This window comes from Microcoleus sp. Pol1C5, assembly GCF_036701115.1.
In the GTDB taxonomy this organism is placed as follows: domain Bacteria; phylum Cyanobacteriota; class Cyanobacteriia; order Cyanobacteriales; family Microcoleaceae; genus Microcoleus.
In genome coordinates, this window is sequence record NZ_JAUBQE010000044.1 from 1 (window position 1) to 23,578 (window position 23,578).

The 23,578-nt window shown below is 45.4% G+C and carries 18 protein-coding genes; 14 read left to right on the forward strand and 4 right to left on the reverse strand.

The genetic code is table 11. The features are described from left to right. Positions 1 to 22: 22 nt before the first annotated feature. The 3 genes from QUA23_RS22180 to QUA23_RS22190 all read right to left on the reverse strand — a co-directional run bounded on the left by QUA23_RS22180 (position 23) and on the right by QUA23_RS22190 (position 1,165). On the reverse strand, positions 23 to 421 hold the full coding sequence (locus QUA23_RS22180) for a hypothetical protein (RefSeq protein WP_333078236.1): 399 nt from the start codon (positions 419 to 421) through the stop codon (positions 23 to 25). Between the two features lie 191 nt (positions 422 to 612). Then, a complete protein-coding gene (locus QUA23_RS22185) occupies positions 613 to 861 on the reverse strand; it encodes a type II toxin-antitoxin system MqsA family antitoxin (protein WP_333078237.1) in 249 nt (82 codons plus the stop codon). Between the two features lie 4 nt (positions 862 to 865). Further along, positions 866 to 1,165: a DUF4258 domain-containing protein gene (locus tag QUA23_RS22190; protein WP_333078238.1), complete on the reverse strand. Its 300-nt coding sequence runs from the start codon at positions 1,163 to 1,165 to the stop codon at positions 866 to 868. Positions 1,166 to 1,216: 51 nt separating this feature from the next. On the opposite strand from QUA23_RS22190, the gene QUA23_RS22195 reads away from it, so the two are divergent. The 13 genes from QUA23_RS22195 to QUA23_RS22255 all read left to right on the forward strand — a co-directional run bounded on the left by QUA23_RS22195 (position 1,217) and on the right by QUA23_RS22255 (position 18,224). Next, positions 1,217 to 2,029 (forward strand): ABC transporter ATP-binding protein, encoded by an 813-nt coding sequence (locus tag QUA23_RS22195; RefSeq protein ID WP_333078239.1) that lies wholly within the window; start codon positions 1,217 to 1,219, stop codon positions 2,027 to 2,029. A gap of 169 nt (positions 2,030 to 2,198) precedes the next feature. Next, positions 2,199 to 2,936, forward strand: coding sequence for an ABC transporter ATP-binding protein (locus QUA23_RS22200; RefSeq protein ID WP_333078240.1), 738 nt, complete (start codon positions 2,199 to 2,201; stop codon positions 2,934 to 2,936). Next, on the forward strand, positions 2,933 to 3,793 hold the full coding sequence (locus QUA23_RS22205) for an EamA family transporter (RefSeq protein ID WP_333078241.1): 861 nt from the start codon (positions 2,933 to 2,935) through the stop codon (positions 3,791 to 3,793). The genes QUA23_RS22200 and QUA23_RS22205 overlap by 4 nt, the downstream gene beginning before the upstream one ends. A 191-nt stretch (positions 3,794 to 3,984) precedes the next feature. Beyond that, positions 3,985 to 7,800, forward strand: coding sequence for a cobaltochelatase subunit CobN (cobN, locus tag QUA23_RS22210; protein ID WP_333078242.1), 3,816 nt, complete (start codon positions 3,985 to 3,987; stop codon positions 7,798 to 7,800). An 85-nt stretch (positions 7,801 to 7,885) separates the two neighbouring features. Beyond that, the gene (locus QUA23_RS22215; protein ID WP_333078243.1) at positions 7,886 to 9,592 is read left to right on the forward strand and encodes a hypothetical protein; all 1,707 of its coding nucleotides are present in this window, start codon (positions 7,886 to 7,888) and stop codon (positions 9,590 to 9,592) included. A gap of 352 nt (positions 9,593 to 9,944) precedes the next feature. Next, entirely contained in the window at positions 9,945 to 10,865 is a 921-nt protein-coding gene (locus QUA23_RS22220) for an NAD(+) kinase (RefSeq protein ID WP_333078244.1), read from the forward strand. A 161-nt stretch (positions 10,866 to 11,026) separates the two neighbouring features. Next, a complete protein-coding gene (locus QUA23_RS22225) occupies positions 11,027 to 11,512 on the forward strand; it encodes a hypothetical protein (protein ID WP_333078245.1) in 486 nt (161 codons plus the stop codon). Between the two features lie 169 nt (positions 11,513 to 11,681). Further along, positions 11,682 to 13,658: a carbamoyltransferase gene (locus QUA23_RS22230; RefSeq protein ID WP_333078246.1), complete on the forward strand. Its 1,977-nt coding sequence runs from the start codon at positions 11,682 to 11,684 to the stop codon at positions 13,656 to 13,658. A 79-nt stretch (positions 13,659 to 13,737) separates the two neighbouring features. Then, positions 13,738 to 14,145, forward strand: coding sequence for an SxtJ family membrane protein (locus QUA23_RS22235; protein ID WP_333078247.1), 408 nt, complete (start codon positions 13,738 to 13,740; stop codon positions 14,143 to 14,145). Continuing rightward, entirely contained in the window at positions 14,146 to 14,310 is a 165-nt protein-coding gene (locus QUA23_RS22240) for a DUF5989 family protein (protein ID WP_190734603.1), read from the forward strand. 4 nt (positions 14,311 to 14,314) lie between these two features. Continuing rightward, the gene (locus tag QUA23_RS22245) at positions 14,315 to 15,544 is read left to right on the forward strand and encodes an SGNH/GDSL hydrolase family protein (protein ID WP_333078250.1); all 1,230 of its coding nucleotides are present in this window, start codon (positions 14,315 to 14,317) and stop codon (positions 15,542 to 15,544) included. A gap of 13 nt (positions 15,545 to 15,557) precedes the next feature. After that, complete coding sequence (locus QUA23_RS22250; protein ID WP_333078251.1) at positions 15,558 to 16,883, forward strand: hypothetical protein; 1,326 nt, start codon at positions 15,558 to 15,560, stop codon at positions 16,881 to 16,883. 6 nt (positions 16,884 to 16,889) lie between these two features. Continuing rightward, positions 16,890 to 18,224, forward strand: coding sequence for a hypothetical protein (locus tag QUA23_RS22255; RefSeq protein ID WP_333078253.1), 1,335 nt, complete (start codon positions 16,890 to 16,892; stop codon positions 18,222 to 18,224). 67 nt (positions 18,225 to 18,291) lie between these two features. Here QUA23_RS22255 and QUA23_RS22260 read toward each other — a convergent pair whose 3' ends face one another. Then, positions 18,292 to 19,620: a hemolysin family protein gene (locus tag QUA23_RS22260; protein ID WP_333078254.1), complete on the reverse strand. Its 1,329-nt coding sequence runs from the start codon at positions 19,618 to 19,620 to the stop codon at positions 18,292 to 18,294. A gap of 289 nt (positions 19,621 to 19,909) precedes the next feature. Here QUA23_RS22260 and mfd point away from each other — a divergent pair, with 289 nt between their 5' ends. Further along, positions 19,910 to 23,470, forward strand: coding sequence for a transcription-repair coupling factor (gene mfd / locus QUA23_RS22265; RefSeq protein ID WP_333078255.1), 3,561 nt, complete (start codon positions 19,910 to 19,912; stop codon positions 23,468 to 23,470). Positions 23,471 to 23,578 lie beyond the last annotated feature (108 nt).

The window sequence follows — 23,578 nt, forward strand, 5'->3', positions numbered from 1 at the left end:
TTTTCTTCTTTATATTTGGGAACTAGCTCACAAAAACGATACCTACTAATTGTAGCACTATTTTATGAAATTGGTATGAGTCTTTCAAGGTTTTGACAAAAGCAGGAATAGCAGGAAGAGCAATTTGTCTTAGAACCTCAGCAGCACTTTGGCCGACTGACAAATTCTGAGCCTGCAAAGCTTCCATCCAATCAGGGATGGCTGGTTCACCTATTTTTCGTAACAGCTTAATAGCTGGATCAAGTGCCGTTTCATCGTTACTCTTTAACTTCTCGGTGAGGGAGGCAATCTGTTTGGGATTAGCTGTGGGTTCGTCCTTAATTCCAGCCGCAGCATTGCGAGTCAACAGCAAAGGGGATGTGAAAGATAGAAACGAGAGGGCAATTACGGCAACTAATCTTTGTCGGTAGTGCTTCGTCATGGGCCAGAATCCTTGTATTTGATGAGCCGTCTCAGCCATTTGAATAATTGTGTATACATTCTCATCAAACTGTTTCAGGACTCCGGGCGATCTAAATTTGTGCTTGTCTGTTGTGAAATCGATCGCCCTAAATACTGCTTAAAAAGCGCCACTTTAAGAAGATTCTGGTTCTTTCCTTGAAAAACCCTTCTTTACGTGTAACTCTTGCTGGGAATTTGAATATACGAATCGGGCATTTCATTCTGCTGGTGAATCGCAAAGAAACGGCGCTCAATTTCTTTGAGAACTGCTGCATCATAATAAATCATGCCACACTCAACACAAATCTCTACTGGCGTGTTAGGAACTAGCAAGTATTTACCTTTATGACTGTAAAGGTAATCGATTCTACGTTCCTCATAGCGGTTGCTACCGCAAGTATTGCATCGGATTTCTCGCATGGGTCTATCCTCTAGTTCTAGGGTTAATAAAATTGGGGGGACTGGGAATATATACAGTTATAATTGCTACTCTTTCACCGCGCCAACCACAGACTATATGAATAGGAATCTCACCTGCATAACCTAATATTAGACAACTTTCACCTCGACCAGTGTTAGGATATTGCTCAAGGATCTCTCCGTTGAGTAAAGCTTCCTCAACCTGAGTAAAGGTTAACCCATCAGCCTGACGCTCGATATCTCCATGACCTGTGTAAACATACAGATTTTGGCGAACTCTTGCTTTAATTTCCTCTACTTTCATTTATACTTAAGTCTAAGGCATAATTAGAGAATCACTATTTTATCATATTTGATGATTTCCGAACCCCTTACCCTCTCAACAAGCAATCCGGTTTTAGCAGCCAAAGGATTAACTCGTCGTTTTGGTGGTTTAATTGCCGTAAACAACGTATCTTTTACAGTTGAAAAACACGAAATTTTTGGATTAATCGGCCCTAACGGCGCGGGCAAGACAACTCTATTTAATCTAATGACTGGACTGATACCTGCTTCTAGCGGCAACCTGATTTATCAAAATGAAAATATTTCCCAATTGAAGCCTTATCAAATTGCTAATAAAGGTATTGCCAGAACTTTTCAAAATATCCGGTTGTTTGGGGAACTTTCTGCTGTGGAAAATGTGGCGATCGCCCGACACATCCACAGTCGATCGGGAAATCCAGTTTTATCGGTGCTAGCGGGGATTTTCGGGTTGCCAGCATCTAACGCAATGGAACGCAAAACCCAGCGAAAAGCCTTAGAATTGTTGGATTTAGTCGGATTGGGCGATCGCGCGGGCGAACAAGCCAAAAACTTGGCCTACGGCGACCAGAGGCGCTTAGAAATTGCCCGCGCTTTAGCCCTAGAACCGCAAATATTGCTGTTAGATGAACCTGCCGCAGGGATGAATCCCAGTGAAAAGCACAAATTAAGCGAATTTATCCGAGAAGTGCGCCAACAATTCAATTTAACTGTAATATTGATCGAGCATCATGTACCGCTAGTTATGGGGTTGTGCGATCGCATTGCCGTCTTGCATTTCGGTCAGCTTATTGCTTTGGGAGAACCTGCTGTTGTGAGGAATGACCCGGCGGTAATTGAGGCTTATTTGGGAGATGACACGTAGAAATTGTAAATGTTTCTCAGGCTCAGGCGGGGAACGAGTAAAATTAATAGTTAGCCTTAAATGAATCTTCCAGCCCTCTTAAGAGTAATTCAGCTATGAGCCAGGTTTCAGCCCCTGGAGGACTGCTGGAAAAGAGACAGTTTGGTCATCAAAAATCAAGTCACAAAAAATGCAACATAGCCCACCCAAAACAACCCAAAACATCCTCTTAGAACTCAAAAATGTTTCTGTAAGTTATGGGGGAATTCAAGCCATACAAAATATTAATCTCACGATTAATGCAGGCGAGGTTGTCAGTCTCATCGGTGCCAACGGTGCGGGCAAAAGTACCACCCTGAGAGCGATTTCTAAAATAGTTAATTTGCGGCAAGGACAAATTCTTTATAGCGGGCGCGATATTAGCCGCCGCCAAGCTCACGAAGTTGTGAAATTGGGAATCGCTCACAGTCCAGAAGGGCGGCGGGTTTTGGCGCAGCAAACGGTGTTGACTAACTTGGAATTGGGGGCCTATATTCGATCGGACTCGGCGGCAGTAAAAGCAGATTTAGAGCGCCAATTTGAGATATTTCCGCGCTTAGCAGAAAGACGCCGCCAGCTAGCAGGAACCCTCAGCGGCGGGGAACAGCAAATGCTGGCGATCGCCCGCGCTCTGATGAGTCGCCCGAAGCTGCTATTATTAGACGAGCCTAGTTTAGGCTTAGCACCTGCGATCGTCAAAGAAATTTTTGCAATTATTCAAAACCTCCGCTCCACAGGCGTTACAATCCTCTTAGTCGAACAAAACGCCAGTTTAGCACTGCAAATTGCCGATCGGGGTTACGTACTAGAAGCTGGTAATATTACCCTCACAGGTATAGGAGCGGATTTGCTAAACGACGAGCGAGTCAGGAGCGCATATTTAGGTTGACTTGGTTAATTTTTGGAATTTTGACCGCTTTCTTTGAAGCCGTCAAAGACGTTTTTGGCAAACAAAACCTCAAAAAAAGTGACGAATATGTTGTAGCTTGGTCTCTCTCATGTTTTTCAGTCATCTTTTTGATTCCCTGGGTATTATATACAGGAATTCCGCCATTAAACTCTCAATTTTGGCTCGCCCTATTAATCGGAGGTAGCATCAACGCTGTCACAGCCCTCCTCTACATCAAAGCCATCAAAGTATCTGATTTATCCCTGACAATACCGCTGGTAGCTTTGACACCCTTATTCATGTTGGTAACTTCACCGTTAATTGTCGGTGAATATCCCAATCTTTTTGATTATATTGGCATTTTACTAATCGTAGCAGGCTCTTATTTATTAAATCTCAAAGAGAAATCTAAAGGATATTTAGCCCCATTCAAAGCACTGATCGAGGAACCAGGCCCCAAATTCATGTTAATCGTAGCCTTTCTCTGGAGTATTGCCTCAAATTGTGACAAAATAGGAGTTACAAATTCCCACCCTATTTTTTGGGTATTCTCTTTGTTTGGTACAATGACTGTCTTGCTACTGCCAGTTTTATTGTACAAAACCCCAAATCCAGGGCTAAAAATTATCAAACAATTACCAATGCTAGCTGCTATGGGGTTTTTCAATGCTATTGGAATAATTTTTCAAATGCAAGCTTTGACATTAACTTTGGTAGTGCAAGTGATCGCAATTAAGCGTACTAGCGTGTTAATGGGTGTATTGTTCGGTCATTTCATTTTTAAGGAAAAAGATATTCAAGAAAGATTATTAGGGGCCGGAATCATGATTTTGGGAGTTTTATTTATCAGTTTATAGGTTGAGATTTCCGGGACTTTGACGCTCATTCTCTCCCCGAATGTAGGGGCGGTGCCCCCGTGCCCGCCCTTTCTCGGTTGGGCGGGAATGTCCGGGTTGGGAAACACGCCCTAGCCTTTATTTATGTATAAGTCATGTTATAGTAAAGGCGATCGCACTTCCTCTCACTATTTATTAACATAAAAAAATTAATGCACAAAATAGCCGCCACACCCGGAGGTTGGAGCCCTCAAGCAGAAGGAGTAATTTTTATTCAGCAAACCCCAGCACCAATAGTATTTATTAGTGCTGCTGACACCGACATTCAAACTCTCGCAGCCGCCGCATCCAAAATGCCGGCAAAATTTCCCAAAGTGCGGGCAGTAAACCTGCTTCAGTTGCAGCAACAACTAACAATTGATACTTATGCCGAGGAAGTTTTAGAACGCGCCGAGGTCATAATCTTAAGACTGTTAGGAGGGCGTTCTTATTGGTCTTACGGGTTAGAAATCCTGCGAGAAACTGTGGAGAAAACTAACGCAGCACTGATTGTAATGCCGGGAGAAGACAGTCCAGATCCAGATTTAATCAGCCATTCAAATGTATCGCTATCAGCAGTCAATCAACTTTGGCGCTATTTCACAGAAGGCGGAGTCCAAAACTTTGTTAATGCACTAAAATTTGCTGCCGATACTTGCCTGAAAACTGCTTATAATCCGCCTCTACCTCAAACAGTTTCCCGCGTCGGAATTTATGATGGGAAAAAGCCAATTGACTCGTCCCCAACTTGCGAACACGGGGACATTACTTCTAAATCTAAAGTAGGAATTTTATTTTATCGGGCTCATTATTTATCAGGAAACTTAGCACCAATTGATGCACTTTGTCAAGCTCTATCCGAGCGAAACTTAGTGCCAGTTCCCGTCTTTGTGTCTTCTCTGCGGGAACCAGATTTGCAAATAGAATTGCTGGAATACTTCCAGCCAAAAGAATCAGAACCCATTCAATTATTGCTCAACACCACAAGTTTTGCAGTCTCCGGTTTCAGCAGCCAAGAACCGGAACAAAACAGCTTAAAATCCTTAGACGTTCCCGTATTGCAAGCAATCTTCAGCGGTGGCGGTTTGGAACAGTGGGAAACTGAGTTACAAGGACTTTCGCCCCGCGATGTGGCGATGAATGTAGCATTGCCGGAAGTAGACGGAAAAATCATTACTAGGGCTGTTTCTTTTAAAGCCGTACAGACTTGGAACAGCGAATTAGAAACAGATGTAGTAGGCTATGTAGCAGCGGGCGATCGCATTTCATTTGTAGCAGATTTAACCGCTAATTGGGTGAAAATGAAACAAACCCCAGCCGCCAACAGACGCATCGCCATAATTTTAGCAAATTACCCCACTCGCAATGCGCGCTTAGCCAACGGCGTCGGCTTAGATACGCCCGCTAGCTGTGTCGAAATCCTCAAAGCTATGCAGGAAGCTGGCTATCAAATTGAAAACATCCCTGCTAGCGGCAATGAGTTAATTGAACTCCTGACTTCTGGCGTGACAAATGACCCGGAAGGACGCGAATTGCGGCCTGTTCATCAATCTTTGGATTTGGCAGAATATGAAGAATATTTTGCTAGTTTGCCGCAGCAAGTGCAAGATGGGATTTGTAAAAGATGGGGGCTTCCGGGAAGCTATGCACAAGATTTTATAAGTAACAATACGTCTTTTCCGATTCCGGGGATTCAGTTTGGGAATGTGTTTGTGGGAATTCAACCATCGCGGGGATACGAACTTGACCCAAGTTTGAACTATCATGCACCAGACTTAGAACCCACTCACAATTATCTAGCTTACTATTATTGGCTGCGAGAAAAGTTTGGAATTGACGCTATAATTCATGCCGGAAAACACGGCAATTTAGAATGGCTTCCCGGTAAAAGTATAGCATTGTCTAACCAATGTTATCCAGAAGTAGCATTAGGCGCGATGCCGAATTTTTATCCCTTCATTGTCAACGATCCGGGGGAAGGTTCCCAAGCAAAAAGACGATCGCAAGCCGTGATAATCGACCACCTGACACCGCCGATGACTCGCGCCGAACTCTACGGGCCTTTGCAGCAGTTGGAAACCTTAATTGATGAGTATTGCGAAGCCCAAAGTTTAGATCCGTCCAGATTGCCCATGATTCGCGATCGCATTCTCGCCCTCACCAACAAAGAAAACTTGGATCGAGAGTTAGGAATACAACTAAATAAATCGGAATTTACAGAATTTATCACCCGCACAGACGGCTATCTTTGCGAACTCAAAGAATCCCAAATTCGCGACGGATTGCACATTTTTGGGCAGTGTCCCGAAGGTAGACAGTTGAGAGATTTGATAATTGCGATCGCCCGCCATCCCACCAACGGGCGATCGGGCTTAACGCGCGCCCTAGCTGAAGACTCAGGCTACGATTTCGACCCCTTAACCTGCGATTCAACCTCGATAATTCAGCACCGCACAGCAGGCGATTTAAAAGCAGAACTCGAAGAAAAAGCCGCTGAATTAGTAGATAATTTAATCGAAAACATCCGCGTTAATCCGCGTTCATCTGCGGTTAAAAATATCCAACTAGGAGAAGCAACCCAACAAGAATTAGACTGGATAAGTAACTATCTTTTACCTTCACTCCTCCAAACAGACCAAGAAATTACCAACCTTTTGCGCGGACTAGATGGGCGGCACATACCAAGCGGCGCATCCGGCGCGCCCACGCGCGGCAGACCAGATGTATTGCCCACCGGTCGGAATTTTTACTCAGTAGATATCCGCGCTATTCCCACAGAAACGGCCTGGAGAGTTGGCAGAGTTGCTGCAGAAACTTTAATCGAAAGATACACCCAAGAAAACGGCGAATATCCGAAAACTTTGGGTTTGTCAGTGTGGGGAACATCCACCATGCGGACGGGGGGAGATGACATCGCCGAAGCCTTGGCGCTGATAGGAGTTCAACCAGTTTGGGATGGGCCTTCGCGCCGGGTTGTAGATTTTGAAATCTTGCCAGTTTCTGTTTTGGGGCGGCCGCGCGTTGATGTTACTTTGCGAATCTCTGGCTTTTTCCGCGATGCTTTTTTTAATTTAATTGATTTGTTTGACAGTGCAGTAAAAGCTGTGGCAGATTTAGACGAATCGGAAGAAAATAATCCTTTAGCAGCACAAGTTCAAGCAGAGATTCAGTATTGGGAATCTACAGGTTTGAGTCAGGAAGAGGCGCAAGGGCGATCGCAATTTCGAGTCTTTGGCTCAAAACCGGGTGCTTACGGCGCAGGACTTCAAGGCATAATTGAAGCTCAAAACTGGACAGACGACAGCGATTTAGCAAAAGCTTACATTAATTGGAGCAGTTACGCCTATACCTCCTCTAGTTCCTCTAATTTGCCGGGAGATATAGCAGGAGTTAAACAGAGTGAATGGGGATGTTCTGCACCCGAAGCATTTGAAAAACGCCTCGGCCAAATGCAAATAGTTCTGCAAAACCAAGACAACCGCGAACACGACATCCTAGACTCGGATGATTATTATCAATTCCAAGGCGGAATGACTGCCGCAATTCGCAATTTGCAAGGCAAAAACCCTGAAACCTATTTCGGAGACAATTCAATTCCTGAAAATCCGAAAGTGCGGCAATTGCGGGAGGAAATTGCGCGGGTTTATCGCAGCAGGGCTGTGAATCCCAAATGGATAGAAGGTGCGATGCGCCACGGTTACAAAGGTGCTTTTGAAATTGCAGCAACTGTTGATTTTTTGTTTGCTTACGATGCTACGGCAAATTGTGTAGAGGATTTTATGTATGAAGGAATCGCAGAGGCTTACATTTTTGATGAGAAAGTGCAGACATTTATTCAAGAAAACAATCCTTGGGCACTGCGAGATATGGCGGAAAGATTGCTAGAAGCTCGTCAGCGGGGGTTATGGCAGAGTGCGAAGCAGGATACATTGGATAAATTGAGGTCGATCGCGCTGGAAGCCGAAGCAGTCATCGAATCCCATACATAAATACTCAAAACGTCACCATCGCCGCTGCAGACGAATGGCTGGTTGCGGTAATATCTACTAATGTTTCGCGATCGCTGAAAGCTTTATGATTCGCCGCTACATTGCTAGCATCAGCACCAGCATCTTAAAACGTACCTGCGCCGCAACCGCCTTGCTAGCCTTAACTTTGGGATGTTCGTCTACCAAGCCGCCCAACACCGCAGCGCCATCGGGTTCGATCGAATCCGCAGTCCTAGCGCAGTCGTCAACTTCTCTGTTAGCCCGAAACCCCAACAAATCCAAAAAATCCGTCAGCGTTTCTTCATGCCCTCAAAACGATGGCTTCACCGAGGCCGTTAACTTTGCCACCCAAGCTTCTAATTTGGCTCAATCAGCCAATTCAAAACAAGACTGGGACGAAGTAGCCGCCCTGTGGGTGCAGGCCGTCGCTTGGATGCAAGCCGTTCCCGCCGGCAGTCCCAGACGGGCGTTTGCTGAGAAAAAAGTAATCGAGTACATGAGAAACCTGGTGTATTCCCAGCAGCAAGCGAGCGCAACCAGATCGCAAGCCAGTACAGTCAGCTTCAGCAGCGATTTGCTAAACGAACAACTACAACTTTACCTATCCTACGTTGCTGCGGTCGGGCCGCCAGATGTTTTGATTGTCGGTAGTTCCCGGGCATTGCAGGGCGTCGATCCCAAACAGCTAAAACAATCTTTGGCCCAAAGGGGCCGTCCGAGCTTAAAAGTATTTAACTTTTCAGTCAACGGCGCAACTGCACAAGTAGTTGACTTTCAACTGCGGCGGCTTTTGAAGCCGGAGCATTTGCCTCAAATGATTGTCTGGGCGGATGGTGTGCGGGCATTTAACAGCGGCCGGGACGATCGCACTTTTAATTCGATCGTCGATTCTGAAGGCAGCCAACTTTTAGCAGCAGGCATTCGCCCCGAACTAGAGTTGGATGAACCCAACGAGATTCCGCTGTGTTACAGATTCCCGCAGCCCTGCGCTAACAACACTTTCCGCAAAGCATTGGCATCTGTCGATCGACCTTTCAGGGGCGGGCAAGATGCCCACCCCAAAATCAAATTCCCGTCCAGTGGAACAGGCATCTTGCCCGTTGCTGACACCCACCCTACACTCAAATTCCTGTCCAGTAAAACGGGCATCTTGCCCGTTGCTGACACCCACCCTACACTCAAATTCCTGTCCAGTGGAACGGGCATCTTGCCCGTTGCTGAGAATGCTGCAAGATATGAGTTAAAACCGATCGCAGCGAATGCAGCAACCCAAAAAGCACAATTGATTCCAGTCTCGCGACGCACAACAGTAGCCATCAGACAACTCAACCAATTGGCAGATTCGATCGACTCTAACGGATTCATGGCTATGTCGGGCAGGTACAATCCCAACACTTATTATCGAGAACGCGCTTACGTTTCAGGCCAGTACGATCGCGACTACGAAAACTTCAACCTCGGAGGCAAACAAGCAACAGCCTTTAATTCAGTTGTAGCATTTACCAAAGCTCGAAAAATTCCCCTTATTTTCGTCAATTTGCCCCTCACAGACGACTACTTAGACGGGACTCGCTTGTGGGCAGAACAGCAGTTTCGGCAGCGAATGCAGCAACTCTCGCGGCAAAAAGGCTTCGCTTTCCGCGACTTTTCGCAGCGGTGGCCGGGCCGTAACGACTATTTTGTTGACCCCAGCCACCTCAACCGCTTTGGGGCGATCGCAGTTTCTCGCCTACTCGCGGCTGATTCCAGCATTATCTGGCCGCGGCCCAAATCCAGCCGCAGCGACGGGTGAAGGAAGAAGGAAGAAGGAAGATGTAGAAATGCAGTCATAATAATATTTTTTATTCCCGGCTTTCTTTTTACCAGGCAGAGCCTGGTAACGCAGATCCACAGGCTCTGCCTCGCAATGCTCAAAAATAGTTTAAAATCTAACCTGATGTCCAAAACCAATTTGTGCGATCGAACATTTTAAGATATTTCACTCAGCCTAAAATCTAACAATCAAAAATCCAAAATCGGTAGATTGTGAGCTCACTCTAAAATCTAACAATCCCAAATCCCAAATCCCAAATCTAAAATCGATAGATTGTGAGTTCACTCTAAAATCTAACAATCCCAAATCCCAAATCTAAAATCGATAGGTTGTGCAACTAAAACAAGTAATTATCGCCCACAAAGCCAGAGATACCCTCAGCCAGCGGTGGGCAGAACAGTGTTCCCGCCAATTAGAAAGTCGCGGGTGTCAGGTTTTAATGGGGCCCAGTGGCCCGAAAGATAACCCGTATCCGGTTTTTTTAGCTTCTAGTAACAGCCCAATTGATTTAGCGGTGGTGCTCGGCGGCGACGGTACGGCCCTAGCTGCCGCGCGGAATTTGGCGGCAGATGGCATCCCGATTTTGGCAGCGAATGTGGGGGGACATCTGGGGTTTTTAACCGAGTCTTTTGAGGATTTCCAAAATACTGAGGAGATTTGGGACAGACTTTCGGAAGATAGGTATGCTGTGCAGAAGCGGATGATGTTGCAGGCAACAGTTTTTGAGGGAAACAGAAGCAATCTCGAACCCCAAAGCGATCGATTTTTGGCACTAAATGAAATGTGTGTCAAACCTGCTTCAGCCGATCGAATGCCGAGCTGTATTCTAGAAATGGAAGTTGATGGCGAAGTAGTCGATCAGTATCAAGGCGACGGTTTAATTGTGGCAACTCCCACCGGTTCGACTTGCTACACCGCATCTGCCAACGGGCCGATTATGCACTCGGGAATGGAGGCGATCGCAGTTACTCCGATTTGCCCTTTGAGTTTATCCAGCCGGGCGATCGTCCTCCCGCCGGGTTCAGTCGTCAGCATTTGGCCTTTAGCAGATTACGAACTCAGTACCAAACTCTGGACAGACGGCATTTTAGGTACTGCAATTTGGCCGGGACAGCGCGTAGACGTGCGGAGGGCAGACTGCGAAGCCCAGTTTATTATTTTGCGGGAAAACTATTCTTATTACAACACTTTGAGGGAAAAACTTCACTGGGCAGGAGCCAGAATTCGCTACAGCAACAATCACCGCAATTAATCCGAATCATCCACCATGAAACTGCCTTAACCCCTAGGACACGTAAGCGTGAAAAAACCTGTTAAATCACCAACAATCTAGATACAAAAACCGCCCTCAGCCAACCCATAATCTCTGTACTTTGTTAAGATCGCTCAATATCTTGACAAACAGCCTGATCCATGCAGATTTCCCAAAAATCAACCAGACCTTTCAACCCTCAAGATACATATCCCTGTCCCGTGTGCCGCACCGGTCAAATTTCTACCATGCCGATGATGGACGCCCTAGCTTGCAACTTCTGCCAGCACATTTATACCGCAAGCGTTGAAAGACAATCGCTCCAAATGGCCGATCGCCAACCGCCCGTAACTTGGCACTGGAACGGCAAACAGTGGATAGGAGCCCACCTCGAAGGCGTAGAATTCGGATGGCCCTACTTTGCAGCGGCTTTTGGTCTAATTTTCCTTCCCACTACCTTGCTCGGACTTTCAGCTTACTATTTTCCCCCGGTTCCCGGCAGCCGGTTGTCGTGGCTGCCCGTAGCTTGGACAGGCTTAGCTTTTTTGTCGCATTTAGGCATTGTGCTGTGGTTGGTAGGTGAATTTTATCAATTCCCGGTGGTCACTTACTTCAGAGCTTGGGGGCGCAGGATTAGCCGGCGCTAGCTTAAATGCTCTCTAACAGCCGATCGCCCTCCGGCGGTCCACCGACATCGATCCAGGTAAAATTAGAGGCGATCGCAAAATTCAATTCCCAATCAGCACTGAAACAGCTATAATCGTTAGCTATTCTAAATAGTCAGATACAAACGCATTGCGATTTGTGAGGAGACGAATGAACATACTTGGAATCTCGGCGTACTATCACGACAGCGCCGCAGCCTTAATTCGCGACGGAGAAATTATAGCAGCAGCGCAGGAAGAAAGATTTTCCCGCAAAAAGCATGACGCCAGATTCCCTAAGAATGCGATCGCTTATTGCTTGAAAGAAGCGAAAATAGATTTGCGGGAACTCGATCACATAGTCTTTTACGACAAACCTTTAGTCAAATTCGAGCGCCTTCTCGAAACCTATTTAGCCTACGCACCCCAAGGTTTTCGCTCTTTCCTAGCAGCCATGCCGATATGGCTCAAAGAAAAGCTTTACCTCAAAACCATGCTCAAAAGAGATCTGGCAGCAATAGCAAACTGCAAAACGAATAAACTGCCATCTCTGCTATTTACCGAACACCACCAATCGCACGCAGCATCGGCATTTTTTCCCAGCCCCTTTGAAAAAGCAGCCGTTTTGTGCCTCGACGGCGTGGGCGAGTGGGCCACAACCTCAGTTTGGTTGGGAGACGGGAACCAACTGACACCTCAGTGGGAAATCGATTTTCCCCACTCCTTGGGTTTGCTTTATTCAGCTTTCACCTATTACACCGGCTTCAAAGTTAACTCTGGTGAATACAAACTCATGGGTTTAGCTCCTTATGGCGAACCCAAGTATGTAGACAAAATTCTCAACTATTTAATCGACCTCAAAGATGACGGAACTTTTCGTTTGAACATGGATTATTTCAACTATACAGTTGGCTTAACCATGACAAACAAGAAGTTTGACGAACTGTTTGAAGGGCCCCCACGTCAAGCTGAAGGAAAATTGACTCAGCGAGAAATGGACATTGCTGCTTCCATTCAAGTTGTTACCGAAGAAGTTGTTTTGCGGCTTTGCAGAACAGTTAAAAAAGAATTGGATGTCGATTATCTTTGTATGGCGGGCGGCGTTGCTCTCAACTGTGTCGCTAACGGCAGACTCTTGCGGGAAGGTATTTTCAAAGATATTTGGATTCAGCCGGCGGCAGGAGATGCTGGCGGTGCTTTGGGCGCGGCTTTGGCGATTTGGTATCAGTATTGCGAACAAACTCGCACTGTGAGCGCCAACACGACAGCAAATAGTATAGAATCCCTCAAAATTGAACTTGTCACCACAAACTCAGCGGTTGAGGAGAGGACTGAAGTTCTCACTGCCAACCCAGCGGTGGCAACTGTGGCGAAGTCGGTTGCTCATTTAACTTGTCACGATCAAATGCGCGGCTCATATTTGGGCCCAAGGTTTACTGACGCAGAAATTATCGAATATTTGGATGCTGTCAAAGCTAGCTATCACCGATTGGACGATGCCGAATTAATGCCGCAGTTGGCGGAAATTTTGGAACAGGGAAATGTGGTGGGATGGTTCCAAGGGCGGATGGAATTTGGGCCGCGGGCTCTGGGCGGTCGATCGATCATTGGCGATCCCCGCAGTGCTAAAATGCAGTCCGTGATGAACCTGAAAATAAAATATCGGGAATCATTTCGACCTTTTGCGCCGTCAATCTTAGCCGAACGAGTTGCGGATTATTTCGAGATTGACCATTCTAGCCCTTATATGCTATTGGTAGCACCTGTCAAGTCCAGTCTCCGTATTCCGATGACTCCCGAACAAGAGCAGTTGTTTGGCATTGAAAAGCTCAACATTCCGCGATCGGAGATTCCGGCTGTCACCCACGTCGATTACTCGGCTCGCATCCAAACTGTTCACAAAGAAACCAATCCTCGGTACTATGACTTGATCCGCCATTTTGAAGAGCGATCGGGCTGTTCTATTGTGGTAAATACTTCTTTCAACGTCCGAGGCGAACCCATTGTTTGCACTCCAGAGGATGCTTACCGCTGTTTCATGCGAACCGAAATGGACTATCTGGTTTTGGAAAATTACTTGCTTCCAAAGTCCGAACAAATTCCTTGGAAACAAGATGATGCTTGGAAAAATGAATTTGAACTAGATTAGTCATTAGTTATTAGTTATTAGTTGGAACGAATAACTAATAACTAATTCCCAATTCCCAATTCCCAACTCCCCATTTCTAATGAGCGACGAAATTAAAAAACTCGACAAAAAAGGCTTGCGCGATTTCGGGCTGCTAATTGGCAGCTTGATTGCAGTGCTGTTCGGTTTAGCAGTACCTTTACTGCGGCGGCATTCTCTACCTTGGTGGCCTTGGGCAATCTGCGGAGTGCTGGTGCTGCTAGCATTGGTTGCGCCGAAATCGCTGAATCCCGTTTATCACGGGTGGATGCGCTTTGGAATTATTCTTAACAAAATCGAAACGCCGATCGTCCTAGGGATAGTTTTTTACCTGATAGTTTGGCCGATGGGAGTTATTAAAAACTTCTTGGGCGAAGATGCCATGCGGCGAAAACTCAATCCGAAAATGGATACTTACCGCGTCCCAAGTAAAGCAAGAACAAAAGTTAGTATGGAGCGTCCTTTCTAAGTGTTTGAATCAACATTAGATTTTCTCAAAGATTTGTGGGCGTTTATGAAAGAACGCCAAAAGTATTGGCTGTTGCCGCTCATTGTGACTTTAGTCTTTTTGGGAGCTTTGATTGTATTGAGTCAGGGTTCTGTGATTGCTCCATTTATTTACACGCTGTTTTGAAATAATGAGCAAGTTGAAAAATTTGGGTGTCAATTTGGGTTTGACACTCGGCGGTTTATTGATGGGGGTGGTAATTGGTGAAGTTGGGTTGCGAGTTGCTAGAGTTGAGGGCTATCCAAAAATAGGAGATTTCGTAGAGTCGGCGCCAACTCGTTTCCACACTTCCGATCCAAATGTGGGCTGGAAGCTGAAACCGGGTGCGTCGGGGGAGTGGAATGGGGAAGGTGCGAGTTTTGTGCAGGTGAATAGCGAGGGTTTGCGCGATCGCGAACATACAAAAGCAAAACCTCCAAATACTTTGCGCGTGGCGGTTTTGGGCGATTCTTTCACCGAAGCAATTCACGTACCTGTCGAACAAACTTTCTGGTCGAAATTGGAGCGAAAGTTAGGCAACTGCGAGGCCGTTAAGGGACGCAAAAATGTTGAGGTCATGAATTTCGGGGTGCAGGGCTACGGTACTGCTCAACAATTAATTATGCTGCGAAAAAAAGTGTGGGATTACAGTCCTGATATTGTAATTCTTGCTTTTTTTATTGGCAATGATGTGATAAATAATTCTCCGAAACTGGAATACGATCGCTACCGACCATTTTTTGCTTATGATGCTAGCGGCAAGTTAGTACCGGATATGTCTTTTCGCAATCTGGCGCCGATCGATCGCAACGAAAGAGCAGTTTCCTTTGTAGACCGGATGCCCAGTTTGATCGTCAACAATTCGCGCATTTTGCAGGTCATTAAAAAAGTAGACTTAGAGCGGAAAAAGCGGGAGTTATCGGGGCACTTTACCACTTTAAGTACCCTGAACCTCAAGAAACCTCAAGATGCAGCTTGGCAAGAGGCTTGGAAGGTGACAGAGGGTTTGATTGTGACGATGCGGAATGAAGTCGTGCAGAAAAATGCTGATTTCTTGGTTGTGACAATCGGCGATCCGATGCAAGTTCGACCGGAGGCAGAGAGGCGAAAAAATTTTATGAGAAAGAACAACATTCAGGATTTGTTTTATCCCGATAGGCGGCTGGAAAAATTGGGCGCGCGCGAGGGTTTTCGGGTACTTAATTTATCCGAACAGATCCAAGGTTACACTGAAAAATATCAAGTTTGCGCCCACGGTTTTGAGAATTCTGTACCCTGTGGGGGTCACTGGAATGAACTCGGACACCGACTGGCTAGTATCCTGATTAACCGAAATTTGTGCGAAAATTTGAAGCAGTCTCAACTCCCCAAAAAACCCTAAGCCGTCAAATTTTATGAAAGATTCAACGGTACTCAAAAAAAGCAAAAATATATTAATTATAATCGCGGTTAATGTGGCGATCGCCTTTATTTGTCTGGAAGCTTTATCGCTTGCTTTTTATTTTATCAACCAAAAACAGTTTTTTTATACCAGAACTAAAGCCAAAGAAAAAGTAGTAGAAGATATTGAAAGGATCGGCATTAGACTTGATGAATCTATCGTAGAAAGACTGCACCCACTTTTTGGCTATGTACTCAAACAAGGTGCTTTCACTAATGAAAAATTAAAGTTAAAAGTCAACAAACACGGTTTTTTTTCACTCTACGAATATCCGTTTATTAAAACCAATAGAAATCAAGTTATTATCGGAGTTTTTGGCGGTTCAGTTGCGAATAACTTTGCAGTCGATGAATACGTAAATCGCCGATTGTCTAACAAATTGAAGACTTATCCAGAATTTGCCAACAAGGAAATTATTGTTTTAAATTTTGGCAACGGTGGCTACAAACAGCCCCAACAATTATTAATTTTAAATTACTTTCTGGCGTTGGGTCAAGAATTAGATTTAGTCATCAATATTGACGGTTTTAACGAAGTAGCACTGTCAAATTTAAACAACAAAGCCCAAGTAGAAATAGGAATGCCCAGCGTTCAGCACATACAGCCTCTGACTGGTTTAGCCAACAACAGCTTGTCACCGGAAGCGATGAGTTCGATCGTGCAAATTAACGAAAACAAAAAACAGTTGAAAGCAGGTATTGACAAATTGCAAACTTGTCAACTTGCTTTGTGTCACGCTGTTACCTCGCTACAGGTGCAACAATTAGTCAACAATTACCAGCAAGCCGTTGTCAAGTACGATTCGCAAGTCAAACAATCCAACCCAGACACGGCAAATAGCGGTATAGTATATATTCCCAAAGCTGACTTTGTTTTGCAGGATGCCGCTGCTTTTGACAAAATGGCATCGATGTGGTATCAATCGTCGATCGGGATGAATCAAATTTTATCAAGTAGAAAGATTAAGTATTTTCACTTTATCCAGCCCAACCAGTATTATCCCACTAAGCGAGCGTTTACCGCCAAGGAAAACGAAATTGCGATCGACCAAAATAGCCCTTACATTGAAGGTGTGAAAAAAGGTTATCCGGTGCTATTGTCCAAAGTCGATGATTTGCAAAAAGCTGGGGTTGATGTTTTTAACGCAGTGAATATTTTAGATAATACAAAAGAGACGGTTTACAAAGATGCCTGCTGCCACTATAATTCAGTGGGAGAAGAAGTATTGGTAAACTATGTTTCTAGTTCCATTATTAAAGTAGTAAGAGAGTCGAAATAGAGGTTTATGAAAAATTTAAAATTCCTAAAAAAAGGACAAGAATTTCTCAAGATAACTTTGATTAATTTAGGGCTTTTACTGGTTTTCCTCGAACTTGGCTCCTTGGGATGGTATTTTGTCAAGAACAAGCAATTTTTCTATACGAGAGAAAAGACGCAAGATAAATCTGCCTTGGGAATTAATTTAGAAGGAGTGCGACTCAATGAGTCTATAGTCGAAAGATTTCATCCTTTTTTTGGGTTTATTCAGAAACCAGGCCTTGACTTTCGCCCCGGTTTTAAAAATAACAACTATGGGTTTATCTCACCTTACGATTACCCTTTCAAAAAGACTAAACCCAATCAATTTATTATCGGAGTTTTTGGCGGTTCTGTGGCTTCTAATTATGGAATATTTGAAGTTCAAAATAAAATTTTACCTCAATACCTCAAGCAGCTTCCGGGTTGGAAAGATAAAGAATTTGTAATTTTGTCTTTTGCTACCGGCGGCTACAAACAACCCCAGCAATTATTGATTTTAAACTATTTTTTGGCTTTAGGGCAAGAACTGGATCTGGTCGTCAATATAGATGGTTTTAATGAAGTAGCACTTTCTAACTTAAACAATAAAAATCAAGTCGATTTGGCGATGCCAAGCATTCAGCATATTTTGCCGCTGACTAGCTTGGCGAATAATAGCCTTTCTACCAAAGCGATGAAAGCAACTATCAGAATCCAAGAAAATAAAGCTAGGATTAATCAGGGTTTGGAACGTTTGCAAAACTGTTCTTTCGCTGCGTGCGATGCTTTGACTTCTGTTTACGTTCAAAATCTAGTTAATAACTATAAAACCGATGTTATTAAGTTTGAAAAAGAACGGACTAAACAAAAAAAAGATGACAGTGGAAGCGTTATTTATATCAATACTAATAAGTCGGTTTTACAGGATTCAGTAGCTTTTCAAGAAATGGCGTTAAATTGGGCAAAAAGTTCAATTTTTATGCACAAAGTTCTGTCTGCTAGTAATGTGCCTTATTTTCATGTTCTTCAGCCTAATCAATACTATCAGACGAAAAGAGTGTTTGGTGAAACCGAAAAGCAGATTGCTTTTAACAAGGATACTCCTTATGCTAAAGCTGTGGAAATTGGATATCCGGCTCTTTTCAAAAAGTTTCCTAATTTGGAAAAAAATAATATCAATTTAGTGAATGCTGTTAATGTTTTTGACAAGACTAAAGAGGCTGTTTATGTAGATAGCTGCTGCCACTACAATCAAGCTGGAGAGGTGGTTTTCAGCAATTATGTAGGTCGTTCTATTCTGGAATCTTTGCGGAAAGATGAGGCTAGAAGCAAAAAGAAGTAGGTCTAAAATATCCGCTGAATGGTTGATGTAGGGTGCGGCTAGCGCACCTTACCGCTGAGTTTAAATTTTAGGTTTTTGGTTGGGTTTTAGATCGATCGCCCGCTGAGTCGATCGGCATCACCAAGATTTTATCAACTCGGTTCCCGTCCATATCGACTACTTCCACGCGCAAACCATTCCACTCAAAATGCTCGGCTGCTGTGGGAATTTTGCCCAAATTAGTAATCACAAAACCGCCCATTGTGTGGTAACTTCCTTTGTGTTCTGCTGACTCTTCGATTCCAAACAGCTCAAAAAAATCTTCGACTGCTAGCATTCCGTCTAACAGCCAAGAACCGTCTTCGCGCTGTACGGCTTGAGGCTCGTCTGCATCTTCAATAGAGGGAAAGTCCCCCACCAATTCGACTAAAATGTCGTTGACTGTAACCAATCCTTGAATGACGCCGTATTCGTCTACTACCAAGGCAATTTGATTGCTAGATTGTTTGAACAGTTCTAATACTTTTAGACCCCGCGTGCTTTCCGGTACAAATAACGGTCGCCGTAAAGAAGCGCTTAAATCCAGGGGTTGACCAGTTAAAGTCCGCGACAGCATATCAGTAACGTGTACTAAACCGACAACGTTGTCGAGTCCTCCCTGACACACGGGAAACCGAGAATGACCGCTGCCGAGCATTTTTTGGCGATTTTCTTCTACTGAGTCGTCGAGGTCGAGCCAAGTAAGATCGGGACGCGGGGTCATTAAGGCGCTGACTCGCCGATCGCCCAAACGAAACACTCTTTCTACCATATCTTGTTCGGCTTCTTCAAAGGTTCCGGCTTCGGTTCCTTGCTCGATTAAAACTTTAATTTCCTCTTCTGTAACTTGCGGTTCTGTCGAGGGTGATATCCTCATCAGTCGCATCACTAAGTCAGTGGAATGACTTAACAAATAAACCGCAGGAGCGCCAATTTTTGAGAGCATTCGCATGGGAATTGCTACGCTTGAGGCGATCGGCTCCGGGTTGTTGAGCGCCAGCCGCTTCGGCACAAGTTCGCCGATAATTAGGGTTAGATAAGTGATGGTTAAAACTGCTACTACTGAGGCGATCGTCTGAGAATAGGGCGCGAGGGCAGGAATCAGCCGCAACAAAGGCTCTACTCTTCTAGAAATCGTCGTTTCTCCGAAAGCGCCCGACAGAATGGCCAGCATCGTAATCCCGATTTGAACTGTCGGCAAGAACTGATTGGGGGCATTAGCCAGATCCAAGGCTACGCGGGCATTGGCTGAACCTTGGTTGGCCATCTGTTGCAGTCTCACCTTCCGTACAGAGATGATGGCCATCTCTGACATCACAAACAAGCCATTGAGGAAAATCAGCAGGAGAACAATCAGAATATCGGTACTTGGGGACATTTCTAAAATTTTCGGTAGTAACGGCGAAGCGCTCTGCCCGGTTAAAGGAGAGGTCTGGAAGCTGCTAATCTCGATCGCAAAATCGAAATTTTTTCTAAACCTGTCACTAGATTAACGGAACTGGCTCAATCGCGATCGCAGGATCGACATATTAAAGCAGAAATCTATCTCCAGTTAAGTTCCCAGGCGTCAACAGCAGAGCGGCACAATCATGGATGTTTGTCGTACAATCTCCTTAACAGGCAAAGGGAAAGAGCCTTAGCCGATCAGGGATTAAAATTAAAAGCGCATGACTTTCTCTTCAATAATTCGTACCCTCGGGCGATCGCCCCTAGCCACAGAACTCCTCAACAAGCTCAAGCGCCATCGCTGCTTGCAACTGTCCGGCATAGCTCGCTTGCCCAAAGGTTTAGTAGCTTCCGCCCTCGCACAGCAAGAAGGGCGGAGTTTACTGGTAGTGACGGCAACTCTAGAAGAAGCCGGTCGTTGGGTGGCAGGGCTGGAGGCGATGGGCTGGCAAACCGTACATTTTTACCCGACTTCGGAAGCTTCGCCCTACGAGCTATCTTACTCCGACGAGAATGAAATGACGTGGGGGCAAATGCAGGTGCTGGCGGATTTGGTGGATAAGGAAGAAAAAACCGCCAATCAGTCGAAGCCAATCGCGATTGTAGCTACCGAAAGAGCTCTCCAGTCTCACTTGCCGCCACCTGATGCTTTTGAACCCTACTGTCTGACGCTGAAGCGAGGTGCGGTTCAAGACTCGAAGATACTAGATCGCCAACTCGTTTCGATGGGGTACGATCGGGTGGCTCTGGTGGAAATGGAGGGTCAATGGAGCCGTCGGGGTGATATTGTCGATGTATTTCCGGTGGCGGCTGAGTTGCCGGTGCGGCTGGAGTGGTTTGGGGATGATTTAGAGCAAATTCGGGAGTTCGATCCGTCTTCCCAGCGATCGCTCGATAAGGTCGATCGCTTAGTTTTAACTCCTACTAATTTTAACGCAATTATTAAAGCAGTTTTAGCTGAAAAAAATATTGACGAAATTAACCAACTAGGCTCTGTAGACACAGAAAATGAAGCCGAAAAATTTGTCCGCAGGCTGTTGGGCTTAGCTTTCGAGAAACCTGCATCTTTGTTAGATTATTTGCCAAAAAATACTTTAGTTGTAGTTGACGAACCGCAAGGGTGCGAAGGTCACAGCGACCGCTGGTTTGAGAATGCACAGGAACAGTGGAATAGTTGTAATCGCGAATCGGAAGTTGCTGGTGAGGGAACAGAAAAATTGCCAATTTCTAACTTGAAAGTTCCGAAAATTCACCGCACTTTTGCAGAATCTATGGCAGATGCTGCAGCTTTCGACAGGCTAGAACTTTCAGAATTGGCAGAAGATTCTACTACTAAAAAAATTCAAAACTCTGCCGAGAGTGACCAGCTACCGTCTGCGATTAATTTGGCTTCTCGGCCTGTGCCGGTGATGCCTCACCAATTTGCTAAGTTGTCTCAAATGCTCAGGGAAGAGCGCGATCGAGGTTTTACCATTTTTCTGGTTTCTGCTCAACCCAGCCGTTCTGTTTCTCTGCTGTCGGAACACGACTGTCCGGCTCAGTTTGTGGTGAATCCGCGCGATTATTTGGCGATCGACAAGTTGCAATTGCAGCACGTTCCGGTTGCTTTGAAGTACAGCGGGCTGGCAGAATTGGAAGGTTTTATTCTGCCGACTTTTCGGATTGTTTTAATTACCGATCGGGAATTTTACGGTCAGCATTCTCTTGCTACTTTTAGCTACGTCCGCAAGCGCCGCCGTGCTGCTTCTAAGCAAGTAGACCCGAATAAATTAAGCCCTGGTGATTATGTGGTTCACCGCCAGCACGGAGTGGGTAAATTTCTCAAGTTGGAACGTTTGACGATCGATCGGGAAACTCGCGAATATTTATTGATTCAATACGCTGACGGTACTCTGAGAGTGGCGGCAGATCAATTGGGGGCTTTGTCGAGGTTTCGGACTGTAGGCGATAAAGTACCGGATTTAAACAAGCTGACAGGCCAAACTTGGGAAAAAACTAAAACAAAGGTTCGCAAAGCTGTTAAAAAATTGGCAGTGGATTTGCTGAATCTTTATGCTAAAAGAGCTAAACAAACAGGTTACGCTTTTCCTCCTGATATGCCTTGGCAACAAGAATTAGAGGATTCTTTTCCTTACCAGCCAACCCCCGATCAGTTAAAGGCAACTCAGGATGTGAAACGCGACATGGAGGGCGATCGACCGATGGATCGCTTGGTCTGCGGCGATGTCGGTTTTGGCAAGACAGAAGTGGCTCTGAGAGCGATTTTTAAGGCGGTCACGGCGGGCAAGCAGGTGGCTTTGCTCGCGCCGACAACGATTTTGACCCAACAGCACTATCACACGCTCTCGGAGCGTTTTTCCCCTTATCCGATCGAAGTTGGTTTGCTCAATCGCTTTCGCACTGAAACCGAGCGCCGGGAGATTCACAAGCGTTTGGCGACTGGGGAATTAGATGTGATTGTCGGTACTCAAGCTGTTTTGAGCAAAGCGATTAAATTTCGGGATTTGGGCTTGTTGGTGGTGGATGAAGAACAGCGGTTTGGAGTTAAGCAAAAGGAAGCGATTAAAGCTCTCAAAACAGAGGTAGATGTTCTGACTCTGACAGCAACGCCGATTCCCCGGACTTTGTATATGTCGCTGTCGGGGATTCGCGAGATGAGTTTGATTTCGACTCCGCCTCCCAGCAGGCGCCCGATTCAGACGCATTTGGCTCCCTATAACCCGGAAGTGGTGCGATCGGCAATTCGTCAAGAATTGGACAGGGGCGGTCAGGTTTTTTACGTGGTGCCGCGGATTGAGGGGATTGATGAGTTGGCCGCTCAGTTGCAGGAGATGGTTCCGTCTGCCAGAATTGCGATCGCCCACGGTCAAATGGATGCTTCGGAATTAGAATCGGTCATGCTGACTTTCAGTGCGGCAGATTTCGATATTTTGGTGTGTACGACGATTATTGAGTCGGGTTTGGATATTCCGCGAGTCAATACTATTTTAATTGAAGACGCGCAGAAGTTTGGTTTGGGTCAGCTTTACCAGTTGCGGGGACGGGTGGGACGCGCGGGGATTCAAGCTCATGCTTGGCTGTTTTATCCGAAGCAGAACAAGCTGTCTGATGCTGCAAGGCAGAGGCTGCGCGCAATTCAAGAGTTTGCCCAGTTGGGTTCGGGCTATCAGTTGGCCGTCCGAGATATGGAAATTCGCGGTTCGGGTGATGTTTTGGGTACTGAACAATCTGGTCAAATGGAGGCGATCGGTTTTGATTTGTATGCTGAAATGTTAGAGGAGGCTATTCGGGAAATTAAGGGTCAGGAAATTCCGAAAGTGGAGGACGCGCAAATTGACCTAACTTTGACGGCGTTTATTCCTGCCGATTACATCGCAGATTTGGATCAAAAGATGAGCGCTTACCGGTCTGTGGCTTCTGCTAATACTCCTGAAGAATTACAGCAGATTCAGGCTGATTGGTGCGATCGTTATGGGCCAATTCCTCTTCCAGCCCAGCAACTTATCCGTGTGGTCGAACTAAAACAAATTGCTAAAAAAATCGGTTTTTCTCGGATTAAACCGGAGAATAAGCAGAACATAGTTTTGGAAACTGCGATGGAAGAGCCTGCTTGGAATTTGCTCAAGGCTAATTTGCCGGAACATTTGCGCTCTCGTTTTGTCTACAGCAAGGGGAAGGTTACTATTCGAGGTATGGCGGTTTTGACGGCCCAAAAGCAATTGGATAATTTGATTGATTGGCTGGGTAAAATGCAGGGCGCTTTGCCGGAAGCAAATGTTTGATTTTAATATATAATCCTCAAATCTCGCGCACCGCCGAAACCACAGAATAATACCGATGGAACCATAAAAAATATTACTGCTGTTTTCATGATGGTTTTAGCGACAGAA

Bases quoted from the DNA above. Each gene is read 5' to 3' on its own strand.
- QUA23_RS22180 (WP_333078236.1), bottom strand. From the start codon at position 421: ATGACGAAGCACTACCGACAAAGATTAGTTGCCGTAATTGCCCTCTCG.
- QUA23_RS22185 (WP_333078237.1), bottom strand. From the start codon at position 861: ATGCGAGAAATCCGATGCAATACTTGCGGTAGCAACCGCTATGAGGAA.
- QUA23_RS22190 (WP_333078238.1), bottom strand. From the start codon at position 1,165: ATGAAAGTAGAGGAAATTAAAGCAAGAGTTCGCCAAAATCTGTATGTT.
- QUA23_RS22195 (WP_333078239.1), top strand. From the start codon at position 1,217: ATGATTTCCGAACCCCTTACCCTCTCAACAAGCAATCCGGTTTTAGCA.
- QUA23_RS22200 (WP_333078240.1), top strand. From the start codon at position 2,199: ATGCAACATAGCCCACCCAAAACAACCCAAAACATCCTCTTAGAACTC.
- cobN (WP_333078242.1), top strand. From the start codon at position 3,985: ATGCACAAAATAGCCGCCACACCCGGAGGTTGGAGCCCTCAAGCAGAA.
- QUA23_RS22215 (WP_333078243.1), top strand. From the start codon at position 7,886: ATGATTCGCCGCTACATTGCTAGCATCAGCACCAGCATCTTAAAACGT.
- QUA23_RS22225 (WP_333078245.1), top strand. From the start codon at position 11,027: ATGCAGATTTCCCAAAAATCAACCAGACCTTTCAACCCTCAAGATACA.
- QUA23_RS22230 (WP_333078246.1), top strand. From the start codon at position 11,682: ATGAACATACTTGGAATCTCGGCGTACTATCACGACAGCGCCGCAGCC.
- QUA23_RS22235 (WP_333078247.1), top strand. From the start codon at position 13,738: ATGAGCGACGAAATTAAAAAACTCGACAAAAAAGGCTTGCGCGATTTC.
- QUA23_RS22245 (WP_333078250.1), top strand. From the start codon at position 14,315: ATGAGCAAGTTGAAAAATTTGGGTGTCAATTTGGGTTTGACACTCGGC.
- QUA23_RS22250 (WP_333078251.1), top strand. From the start codon at position 15,558: ATGAAAGATTCAACGGTACTCAAAAAAAGCAAAAATATATTAATTATA.
- QUA23_RS22255 (WP_333078253.1), top strand. From the start codon at position 16,890: ATGAAAAATTTAAAATTCCTAAAAAAAGGACAAGAATTTCTCAAGATA.
- QUA23_RS22260 (WP_333078254.1), bottom strand. From the start codon at position 19,620: ATGTCCCCAAGTACCGATATTCTGATTGTTCTCCTGCTGATTTTCCTC.
- mfd (WP_333078255.1), top strand. From the start codon at position 19,910: ATGACTTTCTCTTCAATAATTCGTACCCTCGGGCGATCGCCCCTAGCC.